We start from the raw sequence: 26,975 nt of genomic DNA, 5'->3' as shown, positions 1-26,975 counted from the left end.
GGCCGGCCATGTCCCTGACCGACGCGCCCCCTCTGGCGGCTTCCGCCAACACCGCTGCCCCCTCCGCCCCAGCCCCCGGTGATGCCGCTTCCCCGCCGAAGCCGTCGCGCTCCGCCCGCACCAAGCGGGGCCGGCTGTCGGTGGTGATCCCCTTCTACAACGAAGGCCCCAACGTCGCGGCGCTGTTCGAGCGGCTGGTGCCCGTGCTCGACCGGCTCGACGCCGAGTGGGAGGTGGTCTGCGTCAACGACGGCAGCCGCGACGACACGCTCGACCGCCTGCTGGACGTCCACGACGCCGACCCGCGGGTCAAGGTGGTCGACCTGTCGCGCAACTTCGGCAAGGAACTGGCCCTGTCGGCCGGGCTGCGCCACACCACCGGCGACGCCGTGGTGCCGATGGACGCCGACCTGCAGCACCCGCCGGAGCTGCTGCCCCAATTCCTCGCCAAATGGCGTGAGGGCTACGACGTCGTCGTCGCCGTGCGCCACGCGCGGGTCGGGCAGAGCCTGAAGCACCGGGCGTTTGCCCGCGCCTTCTACTGGATCTTCGACAACCTGTCGGAGGTCAAGCTGCCGCGCGAGGTCGGCGACTTCCGGCTGATGGACCGGCGGGTGGTCGACGTCATCAACCGCATGCCGGAACGCACGCGCTTCATGAAGGGTATCTTCGCCTGGGTCGGCTTCCGTCAGGCGAGCATCCCCTACCAGCAGGGGGAGCGCGCCGGCGGCGACACCAAGTGGGGCTTCCTCAAGCTGCTCAGCCTGTCCTTCGACGGGCTGACCGCCTTCTCCACCTTCCCGTTGCGGGTGTGGAGTTCTGGTGGGCATGGCGATCTCCGGCTTCGCCTTCGTCTACATCCTGCTGCGCCTGCTGCGCACCCTGATCTACGGCATCGACGTGCCCGGCTATGAATCGCTGCTCGCCGCGGTGCTGTTCATGGGCGGCATCCAGCTCGTCACGCTGGGGGTCATCGGCGACTATCTGGGCCGGGTGTTCAACGAGGTGAAGGGGCGCCCCCTCTACATCGTCCGTTCCGCGCACGGCTTCGAGGATGAGGCTGCCGCTCCGGCATCCAATTTGGCGGCCAATCCGGGGGCCAACGCAGGCGCTTGGCGCCGGCCCGGAAGCGAGGACCGCCCTTCATGAGCCTGATGCCGCCGATCGGCCTGAATCCCCTCGGGGCGACGCCCCCGGCGGGCGCCCTCTCGCAGCGCCGCGCCGGCGCCCTGTGGGACGACATGGCGCGCGCGCTTCTGCTGTGCCTGATCATCCTCGCCGCGCTGACCTTCCGGAACTACGGGATCAGCACCGACGAGGAGGTGCAGCACATCTACGGCAAGAAGCTGCTGTCCTTCTACCTGTCCGGCTTCACCGACCGGTCGGCCTTCCATTTCAAGGACCTGTACCTCTATGGCGGGCTGTTCGATCTGGTGACCGCGCTGGTGGTCCCGATCTCGCCGTTCGAGGAGTACGAGACGCGTCACCTGCTCTGCGCGCTGGTCGGGGTGGTGGGCATCGCCGGCTGCTGGCGCTACGCCCGGCTGCTGGCCGGGCCGCGGGCGGGCTTCCTGGCGGCGGCGCTGCTGGCGCTGTCCGGCGTCTATTACGGCGCCATGTTCAACAACACCAAGGACGTGCCCTTCGCCGCGGGCATGGTGTGGACGCTCTATTTCGCCACCCGCATCATCGGCCAGATGCCGTCCCCGCGCCAAAGCGCCGTGCTGAAGTTCGGGCTGGCGCTGGGCCTGACCTTGGCGATCCGGGTGGGCGGGGTGCTGGCCGGCTTCTACCTCGCGGTGGCGCTGGCGCTCTATGTGGTGCTGGTGGCGTGGCAGGGCGGGCTGCGGCCGGCGCTGGGCGTCGTCCGGCGGGCGGTGCCGCCGCTGCTGCCGGCCATTCCGCTGGCCTACGCGGTGATGGCCCTGTTCTGGCCCTGGGCGGTGCAGAAGCCGCTGAACCCGCTGGAGGCGCTGCGCGTTGTCTCGCACTTTCCCATCGACATCCAGACACTGTTCATGGGGCAGATGGTCAGCTCCGCCGCCCCGCCGGCGCTCTATCTGCCGGTCTATCTGGGGGTGAAGCTGCCGGAGGCGGTGCTGCTCGGCACTCTGGCCGCGGTGGCGCTGGCCGCCCTGTGGGTGGTGCGCGGCGGCTGGCGCAGCGTGGATGGCGCTTTCGGCGCGGTGCGTTGGGTGCCGCTGGCGCTGGCGGCCTTCCTGCCGGTGCTCCTGTTCATGCTGATGCGGCCGTCCGTCTACAACGGCATCCGCCATTTCCTGTTCGTGGCGCCGCCGATGGCGGTGCTGGCCGGCATCGCCTTCGACCGGCTGTGGAGCGGGGCCGAGGCGTTGGGCCGGCGTACAGGGCAGGCGTACGGGGCGGCGGCCATCGCGGTGGCCGTGCTGTACGCGTGGCAGCTCGGCGCCATGCACCCGAACCAGTACGTCTACTACAACCAGTTCGCCGGCGGGCTGAAGGGCGCCGAGGGCCGGTTCGAGCTGGACTATTGGGGCAACTCCCAGCACGAGGCACTGGCCGAACTTGTCGCCTTGGTGGAACGTGAGAACGGCGGCAAGGCGCCGCCGCGCCAGTACACCCTGTCGGTCTGCGGCAACACCCTGGCCGTCCGCTTCGAGCTGCCGCCCTGGCTGAAGCTGGTCAACGGCACCGGCCTGGATTGGCGCAAGGCCGATTTCTTCATGGCCTTCACCCAGGTCAAGCAGTGCCCCAGCCTGCTGGGCGGCCAGCCGATCATCGAGATCGCCGCCGACGACGTGCCGCTGACCATCGTCAAGGACCGCCGCCCGCCACTGGCGGAAATTCCCACCGAGTAGAAATTGGCCGAGACGAAAGTGGCCAGGTAAATTTCGGCCGGGTGGGCTGGACCTCACCGGTCTAACCCGCCCGGCATGGCCTGCTCCGTTGGCGTGATGTCCGTCCGCGGGCGTACCGGCGGGCGCGAGCACGTCCCACTCTTCCTTCAGCGCGCCCATTCCGCGCGCCGATGACGGAGGGTGGGGATGCGGGGGCCGGTGCTCGGTGTCGTGTCGTTTCTTGCGCTCACCGTCTGGGCGACGGCGCCGGCCCCGGCGGACGCGGTGCCCCCGGACCGTCTTCGCGAGGCGGTGACGGCGTTGGCCGATCGCCGTCTCGAGGAGGCGGGGGCGGGCAGCATCGTCGTCGGGGTGATCCGCGACGGGCGCAGCCTCGTCGTCGGGCGCGGCGACAGCGGGCGGCCCGACGGCGGTCCGCCGGACGGCCGCACCCTGTTCCAGATCGCCTCGCTGACCAAGCCCTTTACCGGCACCATCCTGGCGGAGCTGATCCGCGCCGGGCGCGTCGCCCCGACCGACCCGCTGGCCCGCCATCTGCCCAAGCCGGTCCATGCCCCGGACTTTGACGGCACGCCGATCCGCCTGCTCGACCTCGCCACCCACACCGCAGGGCTGCCCAACGTGCCGGAGACCCCGCGCTTCTCGTGGAGCCGGCTGGAGGACCCACGCAACCCCTACAAGCCGCTGACGCGGGAGGAGGTGGGGGCGTGGCTGTCCGGTTTCAGCCTGACGGTGCCGCCGGGCACGCGCTTCCGCTACTCCAACGTCGGCATGGCGGTGCTGGGCGAGGCGCTGTCCACCGCCTCCGGCATTCCCTACGAGACGTTGCTGAAGCGGGTGGTCACCGACCGCTTCGGCATGACCGACACCACCCTGGCGCCCACGGCCGGGCAACGCGCCCGCAAGGCGGTGGGCCACGCCCGCGGGCAGGTGGTTCCCGATTGGGAGGCGCCGGCCATGCAGCCCTCCTTCGGGCTCTACTCGACCGCCGACGACCTGCTGCGCTGGCTGCGCGCCAACATGGGCGACTGCAGCGGCCTGGGGAAGGCCGCCTGCGACGGCGAGACCGCCGCGACGCTGGCGCTCGCCCAGTCGGTGCAGGTGGACGGGCGGGCGTTGCGCGATCCGGGCGCGCTGGGGCAGGGGGCGATGGCGCTCGGCTGGTTCGTCGCCTGGGCGGCGGATGGAACGCCGATCCTCTGGCATTCCGGGTCCACCGGCGGCTTCAACGCCTACATCGCCTTTTCACGCGCCCATCGCTGGGCCGCGGTGGCGTTGACCAACAGCGATCCCGAGCGAGTCACCGCCGACCGGGTGGTGGGCGACCTGATCTGGCAGCTGGAAAGGGCGGCGGAGCGCCGCTGACACGGATTGCGGGCCGCGGTCAGTGCAGCAGGCCGCCGTGCGGGGGACGGTCGGGCGGCGTCAGGATCTGCGAGGCCGGCTCGGCGACCGGTCCGGCCTGGTGGTGGGCCAGCCGCCATTCGCCGTCCTCGCGCGCGAACAGGTTGGTCGCGGCCAGGACGGTGTCTCCCACCATCTCCTCGCAGAGGACGACCGCGGTGTCGCCGTACAGGCTGACGCGCTCGTTGCGGGACTGCACCGCCGGGCCGCGGGGGGCGCGCAGCACGTCCTGCCAACTCGACACCACCGCCTCCCGGCCGAACAGGATGGTCCAGCCGGGATGAATGCAGGACACGGGCAGGCGGGAGGCCCACAGCCGGTCCATGGCGGGAAAGTCACGCCCGGTGAAGGCCTGATAGAAAGCCCGGTTCGCGGCCAGCACGGCGTTGCGGTCGGTCGTGGGGCGGTCGGTCATGGGGAAGCGAATCTCCGAAACAGCAAAAGCCGCTTCTATACAGGGAGCCGGCTCGACGGCAAGCGCCGGCCCCCGTTATCACAGATCGCACCCCTTTCGCGGGTGCCCTTTCGGGGAGAACGGCCCGACCTTCCTCACGCCTTGATGTCGACCTTCTGGGCCGTGTCCGCGGCGGCGGCGCCCTTGGCCGCGCTGCCGCCGCCATCCGTCAGGCCGGCGATGGGCTGCGACAGGTCCAGGTTCAGGTGCATCACGCCGTCGGCGCTCTTGGTCGGCGTCAGGGCGCCGAGGCCGTTCATCCCGCCCTTCGCGGCCATGCCGTTCAACTTCTCCAGGACGCCCTTGATCTCATCGTCGCTGAAGCCGTTGGCGCGGACGATCATGCCGGTGGCCTTGCCGGACACCTTGGTGGTGGCGGCGGAGAACATGGCGCTGCCCGAGCCGTCCGCGTTCAGCGTGGCGGCCAGCCCGCGGTCCTCGCGGGTGAAGTCCAGGGTGGACTTGGCGAAGGAGATGCGGACCGACTTGTCGCCGTCCTGGATGGTCAGTTCCATGCCCCGGGACTCGATCGACCACTGGGACCGGGCTTCCTCCATGCTCATGCCCATCTGGCTGAAATCCATGGACTTCAGCTTGTCCTTCATGGCGCTGCCGAAATCGCCGACGGCGCCCTTCACGTCGTCGTCCGACATGCCGAGCCCGCCGAGCAGGCTGCCGAGGTCGCCGGCCATGTTGTCGATGGCCTTCTCGAACAGGCCGGAAAGACCCTTGGACTGCTCCAGCGCCTTCTGCATGATCTGCTCGGCCTGCTTGGCCCGGTCGGCCATCGCCTGGGCGCCGGTCTTGCCGCCGCCGGCCGCGTCGCCCGCCGCACCGGCGTTGGCGCCGTCGGCCCCCGCCGCCGGCTTCTTGCCCGACAGGTTGTCGAGCAGGTTCTCCATCGACTGGCTGATCGTGTAGGCCGGGCTGGCGCTCTTCGCGGGCGTCGCGGCGTCGGCGGTGGTGGTGGCGGCCTTGGCGCCGTCCGCGGCCTTGCTCTCGGTTGCCTTCTTGGCGTTGTTCGCCTGTTGCAGGACCGTACTGGTCGTCCCTGTCGGTCCGGACATTTCCGAGTAATACATCGCCGCCTCCCGCGCGTGATCGTTTCGCCGTAAGGGTATGATCGTACCGGAGTCCTTTACCACAGGTTAATTCGTCGCAGGGCTCCTGCAACGCCCGGTCGAAACTCTTCGATTTCGAAGGATTTTATCAGTTTTTGCTTGCGGAGTCCTCCATGGGCGCGAGGGGCTGGGTGGCGGGACCGTTCAGAACCGTCCCGTCCACCGCGAAGCGGGAGCCGTGGCAGGGGCAGTCCCAGCTCCGCTCGCCGGGATTCCAGCGCACCACGCATTTCAGATGGGGGCAGATGGCCGAGCGGCGGTGCAGCGTCCCCGCCTCGTCGCGGAAGACGGCGACGGGCCAGACCCCCGATTTCAGAACCGCGCCTTGGCCGGGTTGGATGCGGTCCTCCCCCTCCAGCTCCGGCCCCTGGACGTAGGGCAGGAAGTGGCGGGCCACGTCCAGATTCTCCCGCAGATAGGTGCCGAGCTTGTTGGTCATCTTGCGGCCGGGATCGTACAGCGCGGCCCACGGGCTGCCGCTTCCATGGATCAGCTCGCACAGGACCAGCCCGGCGATCGTGCCGTGGGTCATGCCCATGCCGCTGTCGCCGGTCGCGACGAAGACCCGCCCGCCATAGGCCGGGTCCGGGCCGATGAAGGCCAGCCCGTCGAAGGGCTCCATCACCTGCCCGGACCAGCGGTGCTCGACCGCCCCGGCCTGGGGGAAATGCGCACGCGTCCAGGCCTCCAGCGCGGCCCAGCGCTCGGCCATGTCGCGGGCCTCGCCGGTCTTGTGGTCCTCGCCGCCGACGATCAGCCGGTCGTGGTCGGCCTCCGGCTGGAGCCGCGCATAGTGATAGGTGTCGAGCGTGTCCCAATACAGGGCGTCGGGCACGCTGCCCTTCGGCACGCTGACGGAAATCGCGTAGGTGCGGTAGGGCGCCTGCTTGGAATGGATGGCGAAGCGGTCGCTGATCGGGGAGTTGGTGGCGACGACCACCGCGTCGGCCTCGACCAGCGCATGGTCCGGACCGGCCTCGACGCGCACGCGCTCCCCCTCCTGCCGGATCATGGAGACATGGGCCCCGGTGGACAGCGCGCCGCCGCGCGCCAGGAAGGCGCGGGCCAGCCCGGCCAGATAATCCAGCGCGTGGACGCGCGCCTGCCGGGGGAAGCGCAGGCAGGGGCCGGGATGCCGGATCGGCGGGGCGTCCAGCCGCTCGACATCGTCCAGCCCGGCGCGGCGGGCGGCGTCGCGCTCGCGCTCCAGCCCGGCGGAGTCCTGCCCCGGCGCCAGCATCAGGTAGCCGTCGAGCCGGGCGAAGCCGCAGTCGATGTTCTCCTCGCGGGCGATCCGCTCGATGGTGTCGATGGCGGCGCCGTGGCTGTCCGCCGCCATGCGGGCGCCGGATTCGCTGTGCAGCCGTTCGATCTCGGTGAAGCGATCGTCGATGACGTTGGAAAGATGCGCCGTGGTGCGCCCGGTCTCGCCGCCGCCCGGCGGCCCGTCGTCCAGCAGCAGCACCGACTTGCCGGAGCGCTGGAGCAGATAGGCCGTCGTCACCCCGGCGATGCCCGCCCCGACGACGATCACATCGGGTTGCAGGGCGCCCAGCCCCGCGGCGGTGGGGGCGACCGTCCCGGCGGGCATCGCCGCCCCGCCGCGGTCCATCCAGACGGAGGTCGTGGCACCGGAACCCTGCCCGGACTGTTGCATGACCGGATCTCCTTCCGTTGGCGTCCTGTCCTTCCGGCAACACAGCGTGCGGTGGCGCGGTTCCGCTGCGGCCGTGCGCCGCTTCCGCACCCGGCCTCCGGCTGTTACGGTGTCGCCGATCCGCTGCTTCACCGGACGACGCCGCCATGACCGACCGTTTTTCCATTGCGCTGGCCCAGATCAACCCGACCGTCGGCGCCATCACCGCCAACATCGACCGCATCCGCACCGCGCGGGCGGAGGCCGCCGCGCGCGGCGCCGACCTGATGGTCTGCCCGGAACTGGCGGTGACCGGTTACCCGCCGGAAGATCTGGTGCTGAAGCCCTTCTTCCTGGACGTGGTGGAGCGGGCGGTGCGTGAACTCGCCGCCGAGACGGCGGACGGCGGCCCGGCTTTGCTGGTCGGCGCGCCCTGGCGCGACGGCGACAAACGCCACAACGCCGCCCTGCTGCTCGACGGCGGGCGGATCGCGGCGACCCGCTTCAAGGTGGACTTGCCGAACGACGGCGTCTTCGACGAGAAGCGCCTCTTCGCCCCCGGCCCGTTGCCCGGCCCGATCAACGTCCGCGGCCTGCGGCTGGGCGTTCCGATCTGCGAGGACATGTGGTCCGCCGATGTGATCGAGACTCTGGCGGAGAGCGGGGCGGAGATCCTGGTGGTCCCCAACGGCAGCCCGTTCGAGCTGGGCAAGCACGACCAGCGCGTGCAGCTGGCCGTCCGGCGGGTCACCGAGTCCGGCCTGCCGCTGCTCTACGTGAATCAGGTGGGCGGGCAGGACGAGCTGGTCTTCGACGGCGCCAGCTTCGCTCTGGGCGCCGATTGCCGGCTGGTCGCGCAGGCCCCCGCCTTCGCCGAGCATCTGCTGGTCACCCGCTGGGAACGCGGCGAGGACGATGTGTGGAGCTGCGCCGACACGGAGTGCGTCGCCCCGCCCGACGAGCTGGAATCGGTCTACGCGGCGCTGGTGCTGGCCTTGCGCGACTATGTGGCCAAGAACCGCTTCCCCGGTGTGATCCTCGGTCTGTCGGGCGGCATCGACTCGGCGCTGGCGGCGGCCATCGCGGTGGACGCGCTGGGCGCCGGGCGGGTGCATGGCGTGATGATGCCGTCGCCCCACACCGCGCCGGAGAGCCAGGAGGACGCCGCGGAGTCGGCGGAGCTGCTGGGCTGCCGGCTCGACACCGTTTCCATCCTGCCGGCGATGGAGGCGTTCGAGCGCATGCTGCGGCCGGCCTTCGCCGGGCGCGACCCGGACGTGACCGAGGAGAACATCCAGGCGCGGGCCCGCGGCGTCACGCTGATGGCGCTGTCGAACAAGTTCGGCCCGATGGTGCTGTCCACCGGCAACAAGTCGGAGATGTCGGTCGGCTACGCCACGCTCTACGGCGATCTGTGCGGCGGCTTCGCCGTCCTGAAGGACGTCTACAAGACCACGGTCTACGCGCTGGCGCGCTGGCGCAACGCGCAGGTGCCGGAGGGGGCGCTCGGTCCGGCGGGCCGCGTCGTGCCGGAGCGGGTGCTGGTCAAGGCCCCGACCGCCGAGCTGAGCCCCGGCCAGACCGACCAGGACACGCTGCCGCCTTACGAGGCGCTGGACGACATCCTGCGCTGCCTGATCGAGGAGGACCTGGGCGTCGCGGACATCATCGCCCGCGGTCACGCGCCGGAGGTGGTCAACGCGGTCTGGGGCATGCTGCATGCGGCCGAGTACAAGCGCCGTCAGGCGCCTCCCGGCCCGAAGATCACCCGGCGGCCGTTCGGCCGCGAGCGCCGCTACCCGATCACCAACGGGTTCGGCAGCCTCCTGTGAGGGGGGGCTCTTCCTACTCCCCGCCGGTCTTGCGCGCCAGGAAGCCCTGCGCCGGGTTGTAGCCGTACACCGCGCCGCCCAGGAACAGGGCCAGCGCCAGCACGGTCCAGCCCAGCGCCGGCAGGTTCACGTCCAGATACAGCGCGAAGCGGATCAGCTCGACCGCCTGGCTGAACGGGTTGACGGTGCACAGGAAGTGCAGAAGCTCCCCGGCCTCCTGCATCTTCCACAGCGGATAGAGCGCGGTGGACAGGAAGAAGGTCGGGAAGATGACGAAGTTCATCACGCCCGCGAAGTTCTCCAATTGGCGGATGGCCGAGGACAGCAGCATCCCCAGCGCCCCCAGCATCAGCCCGCTGACCACCAGCGCCGGCAGCACCGTGAGATAGCCGAGCGGCGGCGCCTGCACCCCGTAGACCCAGGCGACGGCGAGGAAGGCGTAGACCTGGAGGATCGACACCGCCGTCCCGGCCAGCAGCTTCGCCGTCAGCAGGAACCAGCGGGGCAGGGGGCTGACCAGCAGCATCCGCATGCTGCCCATCTCGCGGTCGTAGACCATCGACAGCGAGCTTTGCATCCCGTTGAACAGCTGAACCATCCCGGCGAGGCCGGGGACGATGTAGACCTCGTAGGGGATGTAGGTCTCGTAGGGCGGGGTGATGGCGATGCCCAGCGCCGCGCGGAAGCCCGCCGCGAAGACGAACAGCCAGAGCAGCGGGCGGACCAGGGCCGACAGGAAGCGCTCCCGCTGGTGGACGAAGCGCAGCACCTCGCGCCCGACGATCCCGCCGAGAGCGCGCGCGTAATGGGCAAAAGCGGTCACGCCGCCTCCTTCGCGGTCAGCCGGGTGAAGCTCTCGGTCAGCGTGTCTGCCCCGGTCGCCCGGTTCACCTCCGTCACCGGCCCGGCGGCGCGGACCTGCCCCCGGTGGATCACCACCACGCGGTCGCCCTCGCCGATCTCGTCGATCAGGTGGGTGGCCCAGAGCACGGCGATGCCGTGCTCCCGGCACAGCGCGTGGACATGCTCGACGATGGCGCGCCGCGCCGGGACGTCCAGCCCGACGGTCGGCTCGTCCAGCACCAGCAGGGCCGGCTCGTGCAGCAGGGCGCGGGCCAACTCCACCCGACGGCGGTGGCCGCCGTTCAGCGCCCGCACCGTCTCGCCGATGCGCTCCGCCATGCCCAGCCGCTCCAGCGACTCCCGCGCGCGGTCCTCGGCGGTGCGGCGGGGGATGCCGTGCAGGGCGGCGAAATAGAGCAGGTTCTGCCGCACCGTCAGGTCGAGGTCGAGCGTGGGCTGCTGGAACACCACCCCCATGCGGCCGAGCGCCCGGGCCGGCTCCCGCCGCAGGTCGATGCCGCCGATGCGGATGGTGCCGCCCGGCGATTCGAACAAGCGGGTGACCAGGGCGAACAGCGTCGTCTTGCCCGCCCCGTTGGGGCCGAGCAGGGCGGTGAAGGACCCCGCCCCGACCGCCAGCGACACGTCCTTCAGCGCGAAGGTTCCGCGCCCGTAGGCGTAGCTCAGCCCTTCGATCGACAGCGCCGGTTCCGCCATGCCCTTACCCCTTCGACCGCTCAGCCCTTCACCGCGACGCCCCAGGGGTAGCGGCCGACCTTGATCGACTTGACGACCTTCAGGCTGTCCACGTCGATTACCGACACGTCGCCCGACACGCCGTTGGTGGCGTAGAGCCGCTTCTGGTCGGGCGACAGGTCGAGCTGCCAGACGCGGCGGCCGACCAGCAGATAGTCCTTCACCGCGAAGGTCTGGGCGTCCACCACCGCGACGTGGTTGGCCGGGCCGAGCGCCACGAAGGCGTAGCGCCCGTCGTCGGTCAGCTTGATGCCCACCGGCTGGATGCGGTCCTGGGGCACGCCCTTGATCTTGAAGCGGATGGTCTGAGCCACCTTGCGGTCGGCCGTGTCGATCACCGACAGGGTGCCGCCGATCTCCGCCGACACCCACAGGCGGCTGCCGTCCTTGCTGAACTGGGCGTAGCGCGGGCGGGCGTCGACCAGCGTGTTGTCGACGACGGCGCGCTTCTCGGTGTCGATCCAATGGACCATGTTCGTCGTCTCCGACGTGTTCACCGCCCATTTGCCGTCGGGGCTGACCGCCATGCCTTCCGGCTCCACGCCGACATCCACCTGATAGGCGACCTTGCGGCTGGGCACGTCCACGATGGTGACGACGTTGCTCTCCTCGTTGGCGATGAACAGGTGCTTGCCGTCGGGGTGCAGGGCGAACAGCTCCGGGTCCTCGCCCGAGGGCAGGTTGTGCAGGATCTTCTTGGTCGCGAGGTCCATCACCTGCACCGTGTCGTCGTCGCTGGCGCAGATGTAGAGATGCTTGCCGTCCGCGCTCAGCGTGATGCCGCGGGGGCGCCGCCCGACCTTCACCGTCTCCGTCACCGTCAGGGTCGCGCCGTCGATGATGGACAGGGTGTTGTCCTTCTCGTTCGAGACATAGACGGTCTCCGCCAAGGCAGGAACGGCGCAGCCGGCCAGCAGCGCGGCGAGGAGAAGGGAGCGGGCGGTGGTCATCGGGGCGGCGTCCTCTTGGCGGAAATGATTGGGAAATATCAGCGGCGGCCCATCAGCGACGGCAGCCCGTTTCGGGCTGGTCGTGGCCCAGCGTGTCGAGTTCGGTCTTGGGGTGCAGGAAGCCGTCCTGCGGCGAGACGGACACCAGCGAGCGGTCGGCGGCGAGAAGCACCGGCTGACGCAACTGCCCGTCCCAGCTGCGGAAGGACAGCGGCACGCCCTTGAAGGCGGCCAGCGTGAAATCCGGCCCGCGGATGTAGGCGGCCAGCGCCGTAGGATCGGTGGAGCGGGTGCGGGTCGCCGCCTCGCCGACAGCGCGGACGGCGGCCCAGACGGCGTGGTCGCGGGGCGACATGACGCGCTGGGCGGCGGCCTTGAAGCGGGACTGGAGCTGGGCGGCCCCCCAGGCCTCGTGGGCGCGGTGCCAGTTGGTGGGGACGAGGCCCTGCGTGCCGGCGACCGGGCGCGGCTCCCAGGTGCGGTACAGCACATAGTCGCCGAAGTCTCCGATCTCGTCGGCGACGATCACCACGTCGTGGCGCTTGCCCTGGGTGAAGACCGGCATTTCGGCCTGGGCGGTGCGGCGGGCGTCGTGGTCCTCGCTCCAGGTCTTTTCCTCGACCACCTCGGCGCCGAAGCGCTTGGCGGCCCGCTTGACGGCGGCGGCGTAGAGCCGGTCCTCGGGCCGGGTGCCGACGATCAGCAGCCATTTCGTCCAGCGCTTGACTGCCAGATACTGGGCCAGCGCGTCGGCCAGCATGGCGCGGTCGGGGGCCGTGTGCAGCAGGTTGGGCGCGCACAGCGCGTTGCGCAGGCTGTCGTCGGTGGAGCCGGCGTTGAACAGCAGCAGGTTCGCCGCCTCGGGCAGACGGGCCAGCGCGCCGGGCGTCTCGCCGGGCAGGTCCAGCACGACGATGCGGTGTCCGGCGGCGGCGAGGTCGCGCAGCGCCTGCGCCGGGTCGCCATCGATGGGGACGGTCACCGCCTCCAGGTCGAAGCGCTGCTTGAGGAAGCGGCCCGTGCTGTTGTTGTCGGCCACGGCGAGGTTGGCGCCGGCCAACCCTTCGTCGGCGGGCGGTTCGTCGAGGTTGGACAGGGCGGGGGGATGCTCGACTTCCTGCGTCAGGTAGGCGATGCGGACGGTCGAGACGTCAGCGGGCGCCGCCTCCTGCGAAAAGGCGGCCGGCGAGGCGCACAGCCCGCCGGCCAGCAAGGCGATCTGCATCAAGGAGGGTAACCAAAGGCTGAAACGCATCGCGGGTTTGCACTCGCCTGGTTTCGGGAGACCAGGGTATCCCCGCCGGGCGGCGTCCCGGAATGCAACTTTGGTACGATTGCGCGGGCGGAAAATGGCGTTTCGGTCCGATCGCGGGGGGAGCCGCGCACGGTTGCTACCAAAGTCCAATTATTGGCGTCGCGGACCGCCCGCTATGCTCCGGGGCAACGGACAACGCTCCCATCGCATCTTCTCTGAATGAGGACGCCCCTTATGAACGCACGGCTTCTCCGGCTTGCGACGGCCGGTTTCCTGACCGGCGCGGCCGCCGTCATCTCCACGGTTGTCCCCACGGCGGCCTTCGCCCATGGCGACGTGACGCCCCAGGCCGTGGACACAACCGGCCTCGACAAGCTGGGCGAGGACTGGCGCGACGCGAACCCCTACCGCGGCAATCCGCGGGCGATCGAGATCGGCGCCTCCGCCTTCAACCAGAACTGCGCCCGCTGCCACGGGCTGGGCGCGGTGTCGGGCGGTATCGCCCCGGACCTGCGCTACCTGGAGAAGGGCGACGCTGGCGACGAGTGGTTCAAGGAGCGGGTGACCAACGGCTCGATCCGCAACGGCGTCACCTACATGCCGCGCTTCGGCGAGGCGCTGGGCCAGGAGGCGCTGTGGGCGATCCGGTCGTGGCTGGAGACGGTGCACGAGGAATGACGACACTTGGGAAGACCGCGCCTCCGACGCGGCGCCACCTGCTGTCCTTCGCCGCCGCCGCGCTGGCCGCCGGGGTCCTCCCCCGGCGCGCCGGCGCGCGCCCGTTGGACGACGTGATGGCCGCCGGGCGGCTGATGGTCGCGGTCTACCGCGACAACCCGCCCTTCTCCCACCGCAAGGGCGGCGCCCTGGTCGGGGTGGATGTGGACATTGCCCGCGCCATCGCCGGGCGGCTGGGCGTCGGCGTCGAGTTCATGGAGCTGACCGCTGGGGAGGCCGTGTCGGACGACCTGCGCAACGCGGTGTGGCGCGGCCCGGTCGTCGGGGGCGGCGTGGCCGACGTGATGATGCATGTGCCCTACCAGAAGGAGTTCGGGCTGCGCAACCCGGAGGCCGTGCTGTTCGGCCCCTACCAGCGGGAGGGCTTCGCGCTGGCCCGCAACCCGATGCGCATGACCCAGCCGATGCTCGCCTCCCTGCCCGACGAGCCGATCGGGGTGGAGATCGACAGCATCCCCGACTTCTACCTGCTGGGAGCCTTCGGCGGACGGCTGCGCGAGCGGCTGGTCCATTACATGACGATCCCCGAGGCGGTCGAGGCCCTGGTCAAGGGCGACGTCGCCGCCGTCGTCGCGACGCAGAGCCAGGTGGAGGCCGCGCTGGGCGACCGCGCCGCCGGCTTCCCGATCACCCCGGTGACCTTCCCTGGCATGATGGCGTCGAACTGGGACATCGGCATGGCGGTGAAGGAGAACTCCCGCGACCTCGCCTACGCGGTGGGCGACGCGGTGACCGCGATGCTGGAGGACGGGACGCTGCCGGAGATCTTCCGGAAACATGGGGTGACGCACAACGCGATTCCGGTGGAGTGATGCGGCTGCGGCCCCCTTCCCTAACCCTCCCCCGCTTTCGCGGGAGAGGGGACTGCCGCCGCCTTTGCCCAAATCCCCTCCCTCGTCAAAGGCGGGAGAGGGTCAGGGAGGGGGCAAGCGCCCACACAAGAACAACGACGCAAGGGAGGGGGGAAAACCGCCATGAACCGCCATCTCGCCGCCGCGGCGCTCCTGGCCGCGCTCTCCAGCCCGGTTTACGCCGGCCCGCCGGACCCCGCCGACCCGCTCGCCTCCGTCATGTGGGACGTGCTGCGGCCGGAGCTGTTCGGCACCGCTCCCGTGCAATTCGACGACCGCGTGACCGTCACCGCCCCCGACAACGCCGAGAACGCCGCCGCCGTCCCGGTGATGGCCGACGCCACGGCGCTGGGCGCGGTCGAGGAGATGGTGCTGTTCGCCGACCTCAACCCCTTCCCGGTCATCCTGCGCTTCCAGCCGCTGGCGGCGAAGCCGGTGATCGCCACGCGCTTCAAGGTGCAGCAGGCGACACCGCTGCGCGCCGCCGCCCGCACGCCGGACGGCGTCTGGCACATCGGCGGCAAGCTGCTCGACGCGGCGGGCGGCGGCTGCACCGCGCCGCCCGCGACCTACGCCGCCGCCGACTGGGCCGACCATGTGGGGGAGGTGCAGGGCCGCGCCTGGGCACCGACCGGGGAAGACAAGGCGACGCGCGTCCGCTTCCTCGTCCGCCACCCCATGGACACCGGTCTGGTCGCCGGCATCCCCGCCTATTTCATCGAGGCGCTGACCCTGCGCGACGCCGACGGGCGGGCGCTGGCCCGGCTGCAGACGGCGGAGCCGCTGTCCGAGAACCCCGTCTTCACGCTTGAGGTGCAGCCCGCAGCGGGCGCGCGCAGCCTGACGCTCGACGGCCGCGACAACCAGGGCGGCGAGGTCAAGGCGGCCATCCCGCTGCCCTGGGTCCAAGGAGCGCTGCCATGAGAGCGCTGGTCGCCCTTCTCCTGCTGGTCGTCTCCGCCGCGCCAGGCTGGGCCGCCGGCCCGCTGACCTATAATTTGAAGCCCGTCGCCATCGCGCCGGACACCTGGGTCTTCGAGGGAACGCGGGAGCATTTCACCCGAATCAACGGCGGCAACATCCTCAACCCCGGCTTCATCGTGACCGACGCCGGGGTGATCGTGATCCAGACCGGCCCGTCGCGCCGCTTCGGCGAGGAGATGCGTGCGGCCATCGCCACGGTCACCGACAAGCCGATCCGCAAGGTCTTCATCAGCAACCTGCATCCCGACTACTGGCTGGGCAACCGTGCCTTCGCCGACGTGCCCATCGCCGCACTCCCCGGCACCATCGAGGGCATCAAGACCGAGGGTCCGGGGATGACCGAGAACATGTACCGCCTCGTCGGCGACTGGATGCGCGGCACCGAGCCGCTGGTCCCGACCGAGACGGTCTACGGCTCCACCGTCGTCTTCGGTGCGCACCGGCTGCGGCTGATCCCGCTGGAGGGCCACACCGCCGCCGACCTCGCCATCCTGGACGAGACGACGGGCGTTCTGTTCGCCGGCGGAGTCGTCTTCTCCGACCGGACGCCGACGACGCCCCACGCCGACATCGGAAAGTGGCTGGCGGCGCTGGACGCGCTGGATGCCCTGGAGGTGACGGTCCTGGTGCCCAACCACGGGCGCATCGGCTCCGACAAGGCCGCCATTGCCCAGACCCGCGACTGGCTGAGCTGGCTGGACCGCACCCTGCGCGAGCGGGCTGAGGCGGGGGCCGACATGGCCGAGTTGCTCGACGCGCCGATCCCCGAGCGCTTCGCCGGAATGGGCGTGCTGCGCGAGGAGTACCGGCGCTCCGTCTCCCACCTCTGGCCGGGGATCGAGAAGGCCGTGCTGCCGCGGGTGAATTGACGCCGTTCGCAATGAAACGGTTTCCGTCGTCCAGCAGAACGCTCCGCCCATTCGACTATTTGCCAATGGACCCCATCCGGGGCGCCGGTAAACTGCTTTATTGTCAGAAGGATAGGGGCCTCGCGATGCCGCGTTGCTCCTGCGCAGAACCCCTGATTGTTCCGAAAAGAAGCCGAGGACGGGCGGACGAGGCCGACGGATTCCGCCAATTCGTCTGCGCATGATCGTTTGTCTACGCACGATCTCTGCCCGCGACTCCGGCTGTCCATTCCCCTGGGAGGTATCCGCACCATGAAGCGTCTCTTCCGCACCTGCCTTCTTGCGAGCGCCATGGCCGCCGGCCTTGGCCTGAGCGGCCCAGCGCTGGCCGCCGACGGGCCGGGCAACGACGACCTGCTGAACGACGCCAAGTCGACGGGCGACGTCCTGACCTACGGCATGGGTCCTCAGGCGCAACGCTTCAGCCCGCTCGACAAGCTGAACCCGGACACCGTCAAAGGGCTGGTGCCGGTGTGGTCCTTCTCCTTCGGTGGCGAGAAGCAGCGCGGGCAGGAGTTGCAGCCGCTCATCCATGACGGCACGATCTATGTCACCGGCTCCTACTCGCGCCTCTACGCCGTGGACGTGAAGACCGGGCAGAAGAAGTGGCAGTACGACCACCGCCTGCCGGAAGGCATCATGCCCTGCTGCGACGTCGTGAACCGCGGCGCCGCGCTCTACAAGGACAAGATCTACTTCGCGACGCTGGACGCCCGTCTGGTCGCGCTGAACAAGGACACCGGCAAGGTCGTCTGGTCGAAGAAGATCGAGGACTACAAGGCCGGCTATTCGGCGACCGCCGCCCCGCTGATCGTCGACGGCAAGGTCATCACCGGCAATTCCGGCGGCGAGTTCGGCATCATCGGCATGGTCGAGGCGCGCGACGCCGAGACGGGCGAGCTGGTCTGGCAGCGCCCGACCATCGAGGGCAATATGGGCACCCTCAATGGCAAGGACTCGACCATGACCGGCGTGATGAACGCCAGCTGGTCGGGCGATCTCTACAAGACCGGCGGCGGCGCCACCTGGCTGGGCGGCACCTACGATCCGGAGACCAAGACGCTGTTCTTCGGCACTGGCAACCCGGCGCCCTGGAATTCGCACCTGCGTCCGGGCGACAACCTCTACACCTCCTCGACGCTGGCCATCGACCCGGCCAACGGCGACATCAAGTGGCACTACCAGACCACGCCGCACGACGGCTGGGACTTCGACGGCGTGAACGAGCTGGTGTCCTTCGACCTGAAGAAGGACGGCCAGACCATCAAGGCCGGCGCCAAGGCCGACCGCAACGGCTTCTTCTACGTGCTCGACCGCACCAACGGGAAGCTGCTGAGCGCCTCGCCCTTCGTCACCAAGATCACCTGGGCCAAGGAGATCGACGTGAAGACCGGGCGGCCGGTCTACAACGACGACAACCGTCCGGGTACCCCGGTCGGCGCGGAGAAGGGCACGTCGGTCTTCGCCGCCCCGGCCTTCCTCGGCGCCAAGAACTGGATGCCGATGGCCTACAGCCCGGCGACCGAGCTGTTCTACGTCCCGGCCAACGAGTGGGGCATGGACATCTGGAACGAGCCGATCACCTACAAAAAGGGTGCCGCCTATCTGGGCGCCGGCTTCACCATCAAGCCGCTGTATGATGACTACATCGGCGCGCTGCGTGCCATCGACCCGAAGACCGGCAAGATCGTCTGGGAATACAAGAACCCGGCGCCGCTGTGGGGCGGCGTGCTGACCACCGGCGGCAACCTCGTCTTCACCGGCACGCCGGAAGGCTACCTGAAGGCCTTCGACGCGAAGTCCGGCAAGGAGGTCTGGAAGTTCAACACCGGCTCCGGCGTCGTCGGCTCCCCGGTCACCTGGGAACAGGACGGCGAGCAGTATGTGGCCGTGGTCTCCGGCTGGGGTGGTGCGGTGCCGCTGTGGGGCGGTGATGTCGCCAAGCTGGTCAAGGACATCAACCAGGGCGGCTCGCTCTGGGTCTTCAAGCTGCCGAAGGCCTGAGGGGGAAACCCCGTGCCGTGACCGGACCAGGAAAGGGCGGCCCGAAAACTTCGGGCCGTCTTTTCTTGCGAACCGCTTGCAAGAGGATTTGGGCATGGATTTAAAACGGAATTGCCTACGATCGGCTGTTTTGGGGAATACCCGTTCCCGTCCTTGCGCATTCTTGAACAGTCCGGCATGATCGGACCCGGAAACGCCCCGAAACGATGAGCGTGGGAACCACGCCATGAGCCGAATTCTGATTGCGGACGATCATCCGCTGGTGCGCGACGCCCTGCGCAGCGCCGTCCTCTATTCCTGCCAGGCGCAGGAGATCCACGAGGCCGGTTGCCTGGACGAAACCATCTCCATCCTCGACTCCATGCACGGCGGCAAGGGGGAGCCGGACCTCGTCCTGCTCGACCTCAACATGCCGGGCATGAACGGTCTGACCGGGCTGATCGCCCTGCGCCGCCGCTTCCCGGCCATCCCTGTCGCCGTCGTCTCGGCGCACGAGGACCGCAAGGTGATGCTGGAGGCGGTGCGTTGCGGCGCCGCCGGCTTCATCCCGAAATCGACGCCGCGGGACGCCATCGCCGGCGCGCTGCGCCAGATTCTGGCCGGGGAGGTCTATCTGCCCGCCTCGGTCGAGGAGGGCGCCGCGGCGGAGGACGAGGAAACGGCGGAGATCGCCCGCCGCCTGTCGACCCTGACGGCGCAGCAGCTTCGCGTGCTGGAGATGCTGGGCACCGGCAAGCTGAACAAGGAAATCGCCTATGAGCTGAGCATCACGGAAACCACCGTGAAGGCCCATGTCTCGGCGATCCTGCAAAAACTGAAGGTCTACAGCCGCACCCAGGCCGTGGTCTTTGCCAACCGCCTGCAACTGGAGAAGGCCCGCTTCGGCATCTGACCGGGCGGGCCTTTACCGTTCAGCGGTTCCGCATCCGCCGCGCGTCCGCGGCGGCGCGCGCCGCCTCTTGCCCCGGATCGCCCCGCCCGAAGCCGAGCGGCACCGGTCCGTCGAGCCAGCCGAAGCCGTCCAGGCTATGGCCGTCGAACTCCGCCCAATCCGACCAGTCCTTGTCCTTGCTGCGCCGCTTCGCCTCGGCCTTGCGCACGGCGCGCCGTGCCTCCAGGCCGGGGTCGCGCCGCCCGAGCTGTTCATCACGCGTCGTCCGCTCGATGATGACGATGGAGGACCCGGTGGCGGAATCGCCGATGATCGCCAGATCGCGCGACCGGTCCGCGTGGTTGGGGCCGGGACCGTGCTGGTCGAGGATCACGATCTCCCCGGCGCGCGCCGCGCCGGACAGGAGCGTCAGGCCGGCGCCCAGCAGAATCAATGGAAGGTACAGGGTGCGCATCATCGTCTCCGCCGGTGTCATCGCAGCGGGACAGACTGCGCCCGGCGGACGGCGGCGGGTGTGAGCCGCTTCACAGTTTCACCGAAAGACTCAAGCGAGCAGCCGGAAAGCCGGATCGGGCCGGGCCAGCAGATCCGCCCGCACGCGCTCGACCAGCGCGTCGTCGCGCAGGGAGCGCGGCGTTTCCAGCGGCACCTCCGCCGCCACCCGCGTCGGGCCGGGGGCCATCACCAGGATGCGGTCGGCCAGCTGGATCGCCTCGCGCAGATTGTGGGTGACGAACAGCACGGTGGCCGGGGACCGCTCCAGCATCGTCGCGAGGAGGGCGCGCATCCGTTGCGCCGTCGGTTCGTCCAGCGAGACGAAGGGCTCGTCCATCAGCAGCAGGCCCGGCTCCACCGCGAAGGCGCGGGCGAGCGCCACCCGCCGCGCCATGCCGCCGGACAGGCGGCCCGGATACTCGTCGGCCACCGCCTCCAGCCCCATGGCGGCCAGCCAGCGCTCCGCCGTGCCATCGCTCCGCCGTGCCTTGGGCAGAACCAGCGCCACATTCTGCCGCACCGTGCGCCAGGGCAGCAGGCGGGGCGTCTGGAAGACGCAGCCGAGCACCGGCTCCGGCCCGCCGAAGTCCAGCGTTCCGTCGAAATCACGGTCCAGCCCGGCGGCGATGGTCAGCGCGGTGGTCTTGCCGCAGCCGGACGGGCCGACCAGCGCCAGGAACTCGCCCGGCGCCGCCGTCAGCGACAGGCCACGGATGACCTCCCGCCCGGCGAAGCGCTTGGAGCGGATCTCAAGCCTCAGCGCGCACCGGCCGCCAGCGGGTGAGCCGCTGCTCGACGGGTTGCAGGACGCAGAGCTCGAGAAGTTGGACGACGGCCACGAAGGCGACGGTGTACGCAAGAATGCCGGCCACATCGAACATCTGGAAAAAGAGGTGGATCTGAAATCCCACCCCGTCGCTGCGGCCCAGAAGCTCGACCACCAGCACGATCTTCCAGATCAACGCAAGGCCGGACCGCGCCGCCGCGGCGAAGTAGGGGGTGAGCTGGGGCAGCAGCACATGGCGCAGCACGTCGGACCGCGCCATGCGGAAGGTCCGCGCCATCTCCACATACTGTTCGTCGATGGCGCGCGTCCCTTCGCGCAGGACGACCACGACGTTGGGGATCTTGTTGACGGCGACCGCGCCGACCGCCGCCGCCTCGGTCAGGCCGAACCAGACATAGGCGAGCACGATGACGACCAGCGCCGGGATGTTCAGGAACACGGTCAGCCACAGCCCGAACAGCCGGTCGGCGGTGGCCGAGCGGCCGAGCAGGATGCCCAGCGCCGAGCCGATGGACATGGCGATGACGAAAGCCGCGGCCATCCGCGCCAGCGTGATCCCCAGGTGATGGAACAGCGCGCCGTCCGCCGCCTCGCGGACCAGGACGGACAGCACGGCGGTGGGGCCGGGCAGGCTGCGGCTGGCCGCCAGTTCGGCGGCGACGGCCCACAGCCCGACCAGCAGAGCCAGCGACAGGACGGGGGCCAGCCGCCGCCACCGCATCAGAAGCGGACCCTCGGCCAGAAGGTGCCGTCCGGCAGGGCCATGGCGTTGCCCACCAGCTCCCGCCCGCCGAGCTTGGCCATCAGCCCGTAGAGTTTGGCCGCGGCCTCCCGCTCCTCCTCCGTCCAACGCTGCGGGATGCCGGCGCGGAACTGGTCGCGCAGTGCCGCCCAGGTGGCCTCGTCCTCCGCCTTCATCAGCGGGCGCAGCCGGTTCCATTCCGCGTCGGATTGCGCCATGATCGCCTTGGCCTTGCGTGAGGCGGCGACGAAGGCGTCGAGCGCCGCCGGGTTGGCCTTGGCCCAGCCCTCATGGAAGACGAAGCCGACCGCCGGCACCTGGGCCGACAGGCCGAGGTCCCGCATCATCCCCTCCACCCCGATAACCGTCCGCATGCCCGCTGCCTGGAGGCGGGCGGCGTAGGGCCAGAAATTCAGCACGGCGTCCAGCTCCCCTGTCGTGGCCTTCTGGTTGAGCAGGGGCGGGGCGGCGAAGACAGGCGTTGCCGCGGCGTCGAGGTCGAGCGCGTAGCGGTCGCGGGCCAGCGCCTTCAGCAGCAGCCAGCTCTTGTCGATGGGGGTTCCGGCGACGCCGATGCGCCGGCCCTTCAGGTCGGCGACGGAGGTGATGGGGGAAGCCGCCGGAACCATCAGCGCGCCGACCGCCGCGGAATGGGGAATGAAGGTCAGGTCGGCCCCCGCCGCGCGCTGGCGGGCCACCCACAGCCAGTCGCTGGCGATCATGTCCACCGCCCCGCCCTGCAGCGCGATCTGCGCCGCCTGACCGCTCGCCAGCTCCATCAGCTTCAGCTCGAAGCCGGCGGCCTCGTCCAGCCGGTGGTGGCGGATGACGTCCAGCTCCCAGCTGACCGTGCCGAACTTCAGCACCCCGATGGTCACCGTGGGCCGGTCCGCCGCACGCGCCACGGTGGCGACGCAGACCAGCGCCAGGACCAGAAACAGCCGGACGAGGGACATCAGGCGCATGGCACCGCCCCTGCGTCAAAAATTGCATTTGTATGGAGGGTGGGCCGCGTCATGGTTGCGCGGTGGACCGGGCGGCGGATTGGCCACCGCCCGTGTCCCATCACAAGGAGGTGTCGAGGATGGAAAGAATCCTCACTCTCCTGATCCTGCTGCTTCGGGTGATCAAGAATATCCTTGATCTCCTGAACCGCTAAGGATCGGGCCGGGAGGCAGGGGTGGCTAGACCCCTGTCTCCCTAGCCTGATGATGATGCGTCCTGCGGTCGTTTGCAAGGCAGGCCTCTGCGGTGCGGTGGCGCAGCGGAACGCGGGAATCCCACGATGGCGAACGGTGAGCTTAGGCCTCGTCCGCCGGTCCCCGGTATTCGACTATCGGGCAACTTGACCCTGTCGGGCACGGGGGGATTTCGTGGATGCCGCAGAACAATGGGGGAGGGAACGTGGTGCGCGGACGATGGCTGGGCGCCGCCGGGCTGGCGCTGCTGCTGGCCGGGCCGGCGGGAGACGCCGCGGCGGACGCGGTTCCGGTGCCGGACGGCTACCGGATGACCGAATACCGGTCGCCGACCCCGGCCTCGCTGCCTGGGGCCGAGACGGTGAACACGGTGCGGGCCCGCGCTCTGGTGGAGTCGGGGGCGGCCCTTCCGATCAACGTGATGAAGCTGGACCGCAGCACGCTGCCCGGCGGTCCCTGGCTGGTGCCGAAGCCCTTTCCGCAAATCCCCGGCAGCGTCTGGCTGCCCAACGTCGGGCTCGGCGCACTGACGCCGGAACTGGACGGCTATTTCCGGGCCAACCTGGAGCGGCTGACCGGCGGCGACCGCGGGCGCGGCCTGCTGTTCTACTGTCTGGCGGACTGCTGGATGTCGTGGAACGCGGGCAAGCGCGCCCTGGAGATGGGCTACCGCCGCGTCCTCTGGTACCGCGACGGGGCGGACGGCTGGGCCGAGGCGGGCCTGCCGACCGAGGAGGGGAAGCCGGTTCCGGTCGCCGCACCGTAACCGGCTTTTCTGTGCTTACTGCTTCAGCGACTTCAGGAAGGCGATCAGATAGTCCTGCTCCGCCGGGTCGGTGATGGCGACGTGGCGCATGCGGGTGCCCGGCACGAAATTGTCGTTGCCGGCGATCCAGTGGCGCAGGTTGTCCTCGGTCCAGGTGATGTTGGACGCCTTCAGCGCGTTGGAATAGTCGAAGCGCGGGATCGAGCCGGCCTTGCGCCCGACGACGTTGTACAGGCTCGGGCCGAAGGCGTTCTTGCTGGAATCCAACGAATGGCAGGCCGCGCACTGATGGAAGATCTGCTTGCCGGCGGCTTCCTCGGCCGTCTTGGGCTGCGGCCCGCTTTCGGCGTTGGCCGTGCCGGCGGCGAGCAGAAGGGCGGCGGCGATGACGAATCTGGAAACGGACATGTGAGGTGGCTCCCCAGCCAGAAACCCGCGGCGCCGGTCGCGGCGGCGGTCGATGCCGCGCATTTTAAGGGGCTGGGTCGGGCCGCCGAATTGGACTTTGGAACAAGCCCGCATGCGCAATGAGGTTTTGGGGCCGGTCCTGTTGCCTCACGCCCCGTACTGTTCGTCCGTGACCTTTTCCATCCAGTCGACGGCCTTGCCGTCCAGCTGCTCCTGGATGGCGATGTGGGTCATGAACATGGTCGGCGACGCGCCGTGCCAGTGCTTCTCGCCGGGCGGAAACCAGACGACGTCGCCGGGGCGGATCTCCTCGATGGGGCCGCCGTCGCGCTGGACCCGGCCGACGCCGGCGGTGACGATCAGGGTCTGCCCCAGGGGATGGGTGTGCCACGCCGTGCGGGCGCCGGGTTCGAAGGTGACGCTGGCCGCCGCGGTGCGGGCCGGGGTTTCGGTCTGAACGAGGGGGTCGATGCGGACCGTGCCGGTGAACCAGTCGGCCGGTCCGGTGACGGATGGCTGCGCGCCAACCCGAATGATCTCCATGGTCGAATCCTCCGCTGTGGCCCCAAGGCCGGGGCTGCGTGACGGAAACAAGCGGGGAGGGCGGATGTGGCCTTGCGGCGGTCCGCGGATCGGGCACAGGAGGGAAGATGGTGCGGGCGGTCGGACTCGAACCGACATATCCGTGAGGACGGCGGATTTTGAGTCCGCTGCGTCTACCAATTCCGCCACGCCCGCACGGTGCCTGCCGGACCCGGCGCTCGTGGCGACCGGTGCCCGCTATATAGAGGGGAATTCGCCCTGGGACAAAGTGTTTTGTGCGGATGCGTCGGCGTGTCTGGCCTAAGCCTGTGGGGCGCGCTAATCTCACCCGTATGATGAACCGCCTCCCCATCGACGATCCGCGCTACACCGCCGGGCTTCTGGCCATCGCCAGCGCCGGCGTGCTGGCCGCCGCGCTGTTTTTCCAGTTCGCGCTGGGCTACCAGCCCTGCGTCCTGTGCCTGTGGCAGCGCGTGCCCTATGGCGCCGTGATGGCCTTCGGCATCGTCACCCTGCTGTTCCGCCAGTGGCGCGGGCTGGGCGACGCGCTGCTGGTGGCGAGCGGGCTGGCCCTGCTGGCCGGCGCGGGGATCGCCGCCTACCATGTCGGGGTGGAGCAGCATTGGTGGGCCGGCACCTCGGCCTGCGGCGCCAGCGGACGGGCGCCCCAGACGCTGGAGGAGTTGCGCGCCCAGGTGCTCGCCGCCCCGGTCACCCGCTGCGACGAAGTGGCGTGGTCGCTGTTCGGGATTTCGATGGCGGGCTACAACGTCGTGATTTCGCTGGCGCTGTCCGCCTTCGCCTTCGCGGCGGCCCGCGCCGCCTACATCCGGACCTCGGTTTCCAGGACCTTCGCATGACACCGCTCGACGCCACGGCCGCCACCGCTTCCACCTCGTCCGCCACCCCGTCCACTGGCGAGTCGCCCACCCCCCGTCCCCGCCCGCGCGGACGCCTGCCCGGCGACCCGACTCCGGAACAGCGGTTGGCGCGGATCGTGCGCGTGGACCATGCCGGCGAGTATGGAGCCAAGCGCATCTACGAAGGCCAGCTCTCCGTCATGGGCCGGGGCCGGCACGCCAAGACCCTGCGCCACATGGCCGACCAGGAGCTGGAGCATCTCCAGTATTTCGAGAAGCAGCTCGTTGCCCGTCAGGTTCGCCCCACCGTGCTGCAGCCGCTGTGGCACGTCGCCGGCTTCCTGCTGGGCGCCGGAACCGCGGTGATGGGCGAGCGGGCGGCCATGGCCTGCACCGTCGCCGTCGAGCAGGTCATCGACGGCCATTACGAGGCGCAGTTGAAGCACCTCGGCCCGGATGAGGAGGAGCTGAAGACCTCCATCCTCAAATTCCAGGCGGAGGAGGTGGAGCACCGCGACATCGGCCTGCTCAACGGCGCGGAGCAGGCCCCAGCCTATCCGGTGCTGTCCGCCGCCATCAAGGCCGGCACCAAGGCGGTCATCTGGGTGGCCGAACGGGTGTGACAGGCTCCCACTTTGGCGGAAACCGGAGCGGACTCAGGCGGCCTTGCCGTCCGCTCCGGTCTTCGCCGGAGTGGGAGCCGGGATGGGCGTCGGGGTGGGCGGCGTGCCGTAGATCTCGTCCTCGCTCCGCCCGCAGCCTTCGCAGTAGCCGTCCTCGCCGATGATGCAGATGCCCACGCAGGGGTTCTCGTCGTCCATACCCAAATCTTTCCTGGTCCAGCCTTCCCGATCGCGGCGTTTCTACATCGGATCGAGTTCGGTGTCCCAATAAAGAAAATCCCGCCAACTTTCGTGAAGGAAGTTTGGCGGGAATGCACGTCCGTTCTCTTGAAGCTGGTAGGCACTCGGCTGGAACGGGGGACTGAGGGGGATCATGCCGCAACTGTGCGGCAGCCTGTTTCCCTTCGCCAGATTGCAGGCCGAGCAGGAGGTGACGACGTTGTCCCAGGTGGTGCGCCCGCCGCGCGACCGTGGAATGACGTGGTCGAAGGTCAGTTCCTGCGTGGGGAAGTGGTGGCCGCAATACTGGCAGGTGAAGCGGTCGCGCAGGAAAACGTTGAATCGGGTGAAGGCCGGCCGCCGCGTCGCCGGGATGAACTCCTTCAACGAAATGACGCTCGGCAGCTTGACCTCGAAGGTGGGGGAGCGGACGACGCGATCATATTCGGAGATGATGTTCACCCGGTCCAGAAAGACGGCCTTGACCGCCTCCTGCCAGGACCAGAGCGACAAGGGGAAGTAGCTGAGCGGCCGGAAATCGGCGTTCAGCACCAGGGCCGGACAGTGATCGGGTGGTGGAGCCAATGGCCACTCCCTTATCTGAGACGTGTCTGGAACCTTAGTCTGCTGTTCCGCCCCCTCGCGGGATGACACGCCGCCGGGTGAGCGGAACACCAGATACATAGTTGATTTGTGCTTCGAACTCAATATGTCGCGCCGCACTGCGTCATTTCTTCACGATCCTGTAACCCTTTCGATGGGCGGGGCCGGCAAGGCCGAACCCGCCAGATTGCCTGTGACATTTGGTTGTGGAGCCTTGATCGTGCATTTTCCGACATCGTGGTTACTGTGCGTTAACCATGCTCTG

29 protein-coding genes and 1 tRNA gene are annotated in these 26,975 nt (G+C 69.5%); 14 read left to right on the top strand and 16 right to left on the bottom strand.

All coding sequences use genetic code 11. The features are described 5' to 3' along the window. Positions 1 to 8: 8 nt before the first annotated feature. From ACWPN5_RS15065 to ACWPN5_RS15050, 4 genes are all read left to right on the top strand, one after another. Positions 9 to 914: a glycosyltransferase family 2 protein gene (locus tag ACWPN5_RS15065; protein ID WP_492296092.1), complete on the top strand. Its 906-nt coding sequence runs from the start codon at positions 9 to 11 to the stop codon at positions 912 to 914. Next, complete coding sequence (locus ACWPN5_RS15060; RefSeq protein WP_492296090.1) at positions 829 to 1,149, top strand: hypothetical protein; 321 nt, start codon at positions 829 to 831, stop codon at positions 1,147 to 1,149. The genes ACWPN5_RS15065 and ACWPN5_RS15060 overlap by 86 nt, the downstream gene beginning before the upstream one ends. Further along, the gene (locus tag ACWPN5_RS15055; protein ID WP_145681440.1) at positions 1,146 to 2,837 is read left to right on the top strand and encodes a glycosyltransferase family 39 protein; all 1,692 of its coding nucleotides are present in this window, start codon (positions 1,146 to 1,148) and stop codon (positions 2,835 to 2,837) included. Before ACWPN5_RS15060 ends, ACWPN5_RS15055 begins: the two co-directional genes overlap by 4 nt. 210 nt (positions 2,838 to 3,047) lie before the next feature. Then, on the top strand, positions 3,048 to 4,202 hold the full coding sequence (locus ACWPN5_RS15050; RefSeq protein WP_247888156.1) for a serine hydrolase domain-containing protein: 1,155 nt from the start codon (positions 3,048 to 3,050) through the stop codon (positions 4,200 to 4,202). A gap of 19 nt (positions 4,203 to 4,221) precedes the next feature. Here the strand turns inward: ACWPN5_RS15050 and ACWPN5_RS15045 are convergent, their stop codons facing one another. From ACWPN5_RS15045 to ACWPN5_RS15035, 3 genes are all read right to left on the bottom strand, one after another. Continuing rightward, positions 4,222 to 4,656, bottom strand: a complete 435-nt coding sequence (locus ACWPN5_RS15045) for a nuclear transport factor 2 family protein (RefSeq protein ID WP_145681442.1) — start codon at positions 4,654 to 4,656, stop codon at positions 4,222 to 4,224. A gap of 134 nt (positions 4,657 to 4,790) precedes the next feature. Further along, complete coding sequence (locus ACWPN5_RS15040; protein WP_492296087.1) at positions 4,791 to 5,777, bottom strand: hypothetical protein; 987 nt, start codon at positions 5,775 to 5,777, stop codon at positions 4,791 to 4,793. A gap of 127 nt (positions 5,778 to 5,904) precedes the next feature. Then, positions 5,905 to 7,473, bottom strand: coding sequence for an FAD-dependent oxidoreductase (locus tag ACWPN5_RS15035; protein WP_492296085.1), 1,569 nt, complete (start codon positions 7,471 to 7,473; stop codon positions 5,905 to 5,907). 146 nt (positions 7,474 to 7,619) lie between these two features. Between ACWPN5_RS15035 and ACWPN5_RS15030 the strand changes: the two genes are divergently transcribed. Beyond that, a complete protein-coding gene (locus ACWPN5_RS15030) occupies positions 7,620 to 9,284 on the top strand; it encodes an NAD+ synthase (RefSeq protein WP_492296083.1) in 1,665 nt (554 codons plus the stop codon). Positions 9,285 to 9,297: 13 nt separating this feature from the next. Here the strand turns inward: ACWPN5_RS15030 and ACWPN5_RS15025 are convergent, their stop codons facing one another. The 4 genes from ACWPN5_RS15025 to ACWPN5_RS15010 are packed head-to-tail and all read right to left on the bottom strand — an operon-like array spanning position 9,298 to position 13,058. Next, entirely contained in the window at positions 9,298 to 10,107 is an 810-nt protein-coding gene (locus tag ACWPN5_RS15025; RefSeq protein WP_492296081.1) for an ABC transporter permease, read from the bottom strand. Then, positions 10,104 to 10,844, bottom strand: a complete 741-nt coding sequence (locus ACWPN5_RS15020) for an ABC transporter ATP-binding protein (protein WP_492296079.1) — start codon at positions 10,842 to 10,844, stop codon at positions 10,104 to 10,106. Before ACWPN5_RS15020 ends, ACWPN5_RS15025 begins: the two co-directional genes overlap by 4 nt. A 20-nt stretch (positions 10,845 to 10,864) precedes the next feature. Then, the gene (locus ACWPN5_RS15015; RefSeq protein WP_137114988.1) at positions 10,865 to 11,833 is read right to left on the bottom strand and encodes a YVTN family beta-propeller repeat protein; all 969 of its coding nucleotides are present in this window, start codon (positions 11,831 to 11,833) and stop codon (positions 10,865 to 10,867) included. 52 nt (positions 11,834 to 11,885) lie between these two features. Further along, complete coding sequence (locus ACWPN5_RS15010) at positions 11,886 to 13,058, bottom strand: ABC transporter substrate-binding protein (RefSeq protein WP_492296077.1); 1,173 nt, start codon at positions 13,056 to 13,058, stop codon at positions 11,886 to 11,888. A gap of 264 nt (positions 13,059 to 13,322) precedes the next feature. On the opposite strand from ACWPN5_RS15010, the gene pedF reads away from it, so the two are divergent. The 6 genes from pedF to ACWPN5_RS14980 all read left to right on the top strand — a co-directional run bounded on the left by pedF (position 13,323) and on the right by ACWPN5_RS14980 (position 19,465). Then, positions 13,323 to 13,766, top strand: coding sequence for a cytochrome c-550 PedF (gene pedF / locus ACWPN5_RS15005; protein ID WP_200478926.1), 444 nt, complete (start codon positions 13,323 to 13,325; stop codon positions 13,764 to 13,766). Then, the gene (locus ACWPN5_RS15000) at positions 13,763 to 14,638 is read left to right on the top strand and encodes a substrate-binding periplasmic protein (protein ID WP_492296074.1); all 876 of its coding nucleotides are present in this window, start codon (positions 13,763 to 13,765) and stop codon (positions 14,636 to 14,638) included. Before pedF ends, ACWPN5_RS15000 begins: the two co-directional genes overlap by 4 nt. 162 nt (positions 14,639 to 14,800) lie before the next feature. Next, positions 14,801 to 15,601: a quinoprotein dehydrogenase-associated SoxYZ-like carrier gene (locus ACWPN5_RS14995; protein ID WP_200479371.1), complete on the top strand. Its 801-nt coding sequence runs from the start codon at positions 14,801 to 14,803 to the stop codon at positions 15,599 to 15,601. After that, a complete protein-coding gene (locus ACWPN5_RS14990; protein ID WP_186465982.1) occupies positions 15,598 to 16,530 on the top strand; it encodes a quinoprotein relay system zinc metallohydrolase 1 in 933 nt (310 codons plus the stop codon). The genes ACWPN5_RS14995 and ACWPN5_RS14990 overlap by 4 nt, the downstream gene beginning before the upstream one ends. 291 nt (positions 16,531 to 16,821) lie before the next feature. Continuing rightward, the gene (locus ACWPN5_RS14985) at positions 16,822 to 18,573 is read left to right on the top strand and encodes a methanol/ethanol family PQQ-dependent dehydrogenase (protein WP_492296071.1); all 1,752 of its coding nucleotides are present in this window, start codon (positions 16,822 to 16,824) and stop codon (positions 18,571 to 18,573) included. 226 nt (positions 18,574 to 18,799) lie between these two features. Beyond that, entirely contained in the window at positions 18,800 to 19,465 is a 666-nt protein-coding gene (locus ACWPN5_RS14980) for a response regulator (protein WP_014241328.1), read from the top strand. Positions 19,466 to 19,484: 19 nt separating this feature from the next. On the opposite strand, the gene ACWPN5_RS14975 is transcribed toward ACWPN5_RS14980, so the two are convergent. The 4 genes from ACWPN5_RS14975 to ACWPN5_RS14960 all read right to left on the bottom strand — a co-directional run bounded on the left by ACWPN5_RS14975 (position 19,485) and on the right by ACWPN5_RS14960 (position 22,454). Further along, complete coding sequence (locus tag ACWPN5_RS14975; protein ID WP_186465983.1) at positions 19,485 to 19,922, bottom strand: hypothetical protein; 438 nt, start codon at positions 19,920 to 19,922, stop codon at positions 19,485 to 19,487. Positions 19,923 to 20,009: 87 nt separating this feature from the next. Continuing rightward, complete coding sequence (locus tag ACWPN5_RS14970) at positions 20,010 to 20,819, bottom strand: ABC transporter ATP-binding protein (protein ID WP_492296069.1); 810 nt, start codon at positions 20,817 to 20,819, stop codon at positions 20,010 to 20,012. After that, complete coding sequence (locus ACWPN5_RS14965; RefSeq protein WP_492296067.1) at positions 20,710 to 21,468, bottom strand: ABC transporter permease; 759 nt, start codon at positions 21,466 to 21,468, stop codon at positions 20,710 to 20,712. Before ACWPN5_RS14965 ends, ACWPN5_RS14970 begins: the two co-directional genes overlap by 110 nt. Next, positions 21,468 to 22,454, bottom strand: a complete 987-nt coding sequence (locus ACWPN5_RS14960) for an ABC transporter substrate-binding protein (protein WP_492296065.1) — start codon at positions 22,452 to 22,454, stop codon at positions 21,468 to 21,470. The genes ACWPN5_RS14965 and ACWPN5_RS14960 overlap by 1 nt, the downstream gene beginning before the upstream one ends. Before the next feature lie 412 nt (positions 22,455 to 22,866). On the opposite strand from ACWPN5_RS14960, the gene ACWPN5_RS14955 reads away from it, so the two are divergent. Further along, positions 22,867 to 23,454 (top strand): rhodanese-like domain-containing protein, encoded by a 588-nt coding sequence (locus tag ACWPN5_RS14955; protein ID WP_145681457.1) that lies wholly within the window; start codon positions 22,867 to 22,869, stop codon positions 23,452 to 23,454. A gap of 15 nt (positions 23,455 to 23,469) precedes the next feature. On the opposite strand, the gene ACWPN5_RS14950 is transcribed toward ACWPN5_RS14955, so the two are convergent. The 3 genes from ACWPN5_RS14950 to ACWPN5_RS14940 form a co-directional block, all read right to left on the bottom strand. Next, complete coding sequence (locus ACWPN5_RS14950; RefSeq protein WP_349592943.1) at positions 23,470 to 23,862, bottom strand: c-type cytochrome; 393 nt, start codon at positions 23,860 to 23,862, stop codon at positions 23,470 to 23,472. A 147-nt stretch (positions 23,863 to 24,009) separates the two neighbouring features. Then, a complete protein-coding gene (locus ACWPN5_RS14945; protein WP_186465984.1) occupies positions 24,010 to 24,405 on the bottom strand; it encodes a (R)-mandelonitrile lyase in 396 nt (131 codons plus the stop codon). A 108-nt stretch (positions 24,406 to 24,513) separates the two neighbouring features. After that, a tRNA-Leu gene (locus tag ACWPN5_RS14940) sits at positions 24,514 to 24,600 on the bottom strand. A 137-nt stretch (positions 24,601 to 24,737) separates the two neighbouring features. Between ACWPN5_RS14940 and ACWPN5_RS14935 the strand changes: the two genes are divergently transcribed. Continuing rightward, entirely contained in the window at positions 24,738 to 25,265 is a 528-nt protein-coding gene (locus ACWPN5_RS14935) for a disulfide bond formation protein B (protein ID WP_014241318.1), read from the top strand. Next, positions 25,262 to 25,888, top strand: coding sequence for a demethoxyubiquinone hydroxylase family protein (locus ACWPN5_RS14930; RefSeq protein ID WP_492296061.1), 627 nt, complete (start codon positions 25,262 to 25,264; stop codon positions 25,886 to 25,888). Before ACWPN5_RS14935 ends, ACWPN5_RS14930 begins: the two co-directional genes overlap by 4 nt. Before the next feature lie 33 nt (positions 25,889 to 25,921). On the opposite strand, the gene ACWPN5_RS14925 is transcribed toward ACWPN5_RS14930, so the two are convergent. Continuing rightward, a complete protein-coding gene (locus ACWPN5_RS14925) occupies positions 25,922 to 26,086 on the bottom strand; it encodes a DUF1289 domain-containing protein (RefSeq protein ID WP_492296060.1) in 165 nt (54 codons plus the stop codon). Between the two features lie 42 nt (positions 26,087 to 26,128). After that, positions 26,129 to 26,692, bottom strand: a complete 564-nt coding sequence (locus ACWPN5_RS14920) for an HNH endonuclease (protein WP_038526361.1) — start codon at positions 26,690 to 26,692, stop codon at positions 26,129 to 26,131. Positions 26,693 to 26,975 lie beyond the last annotated feature (283 nt).

The organism is Azospirillum sp. UENF 211521, assembly GCF_058780535.1.
This window is presented reverse-complemented; position numbering and strand designations above follow the sequence as displayed.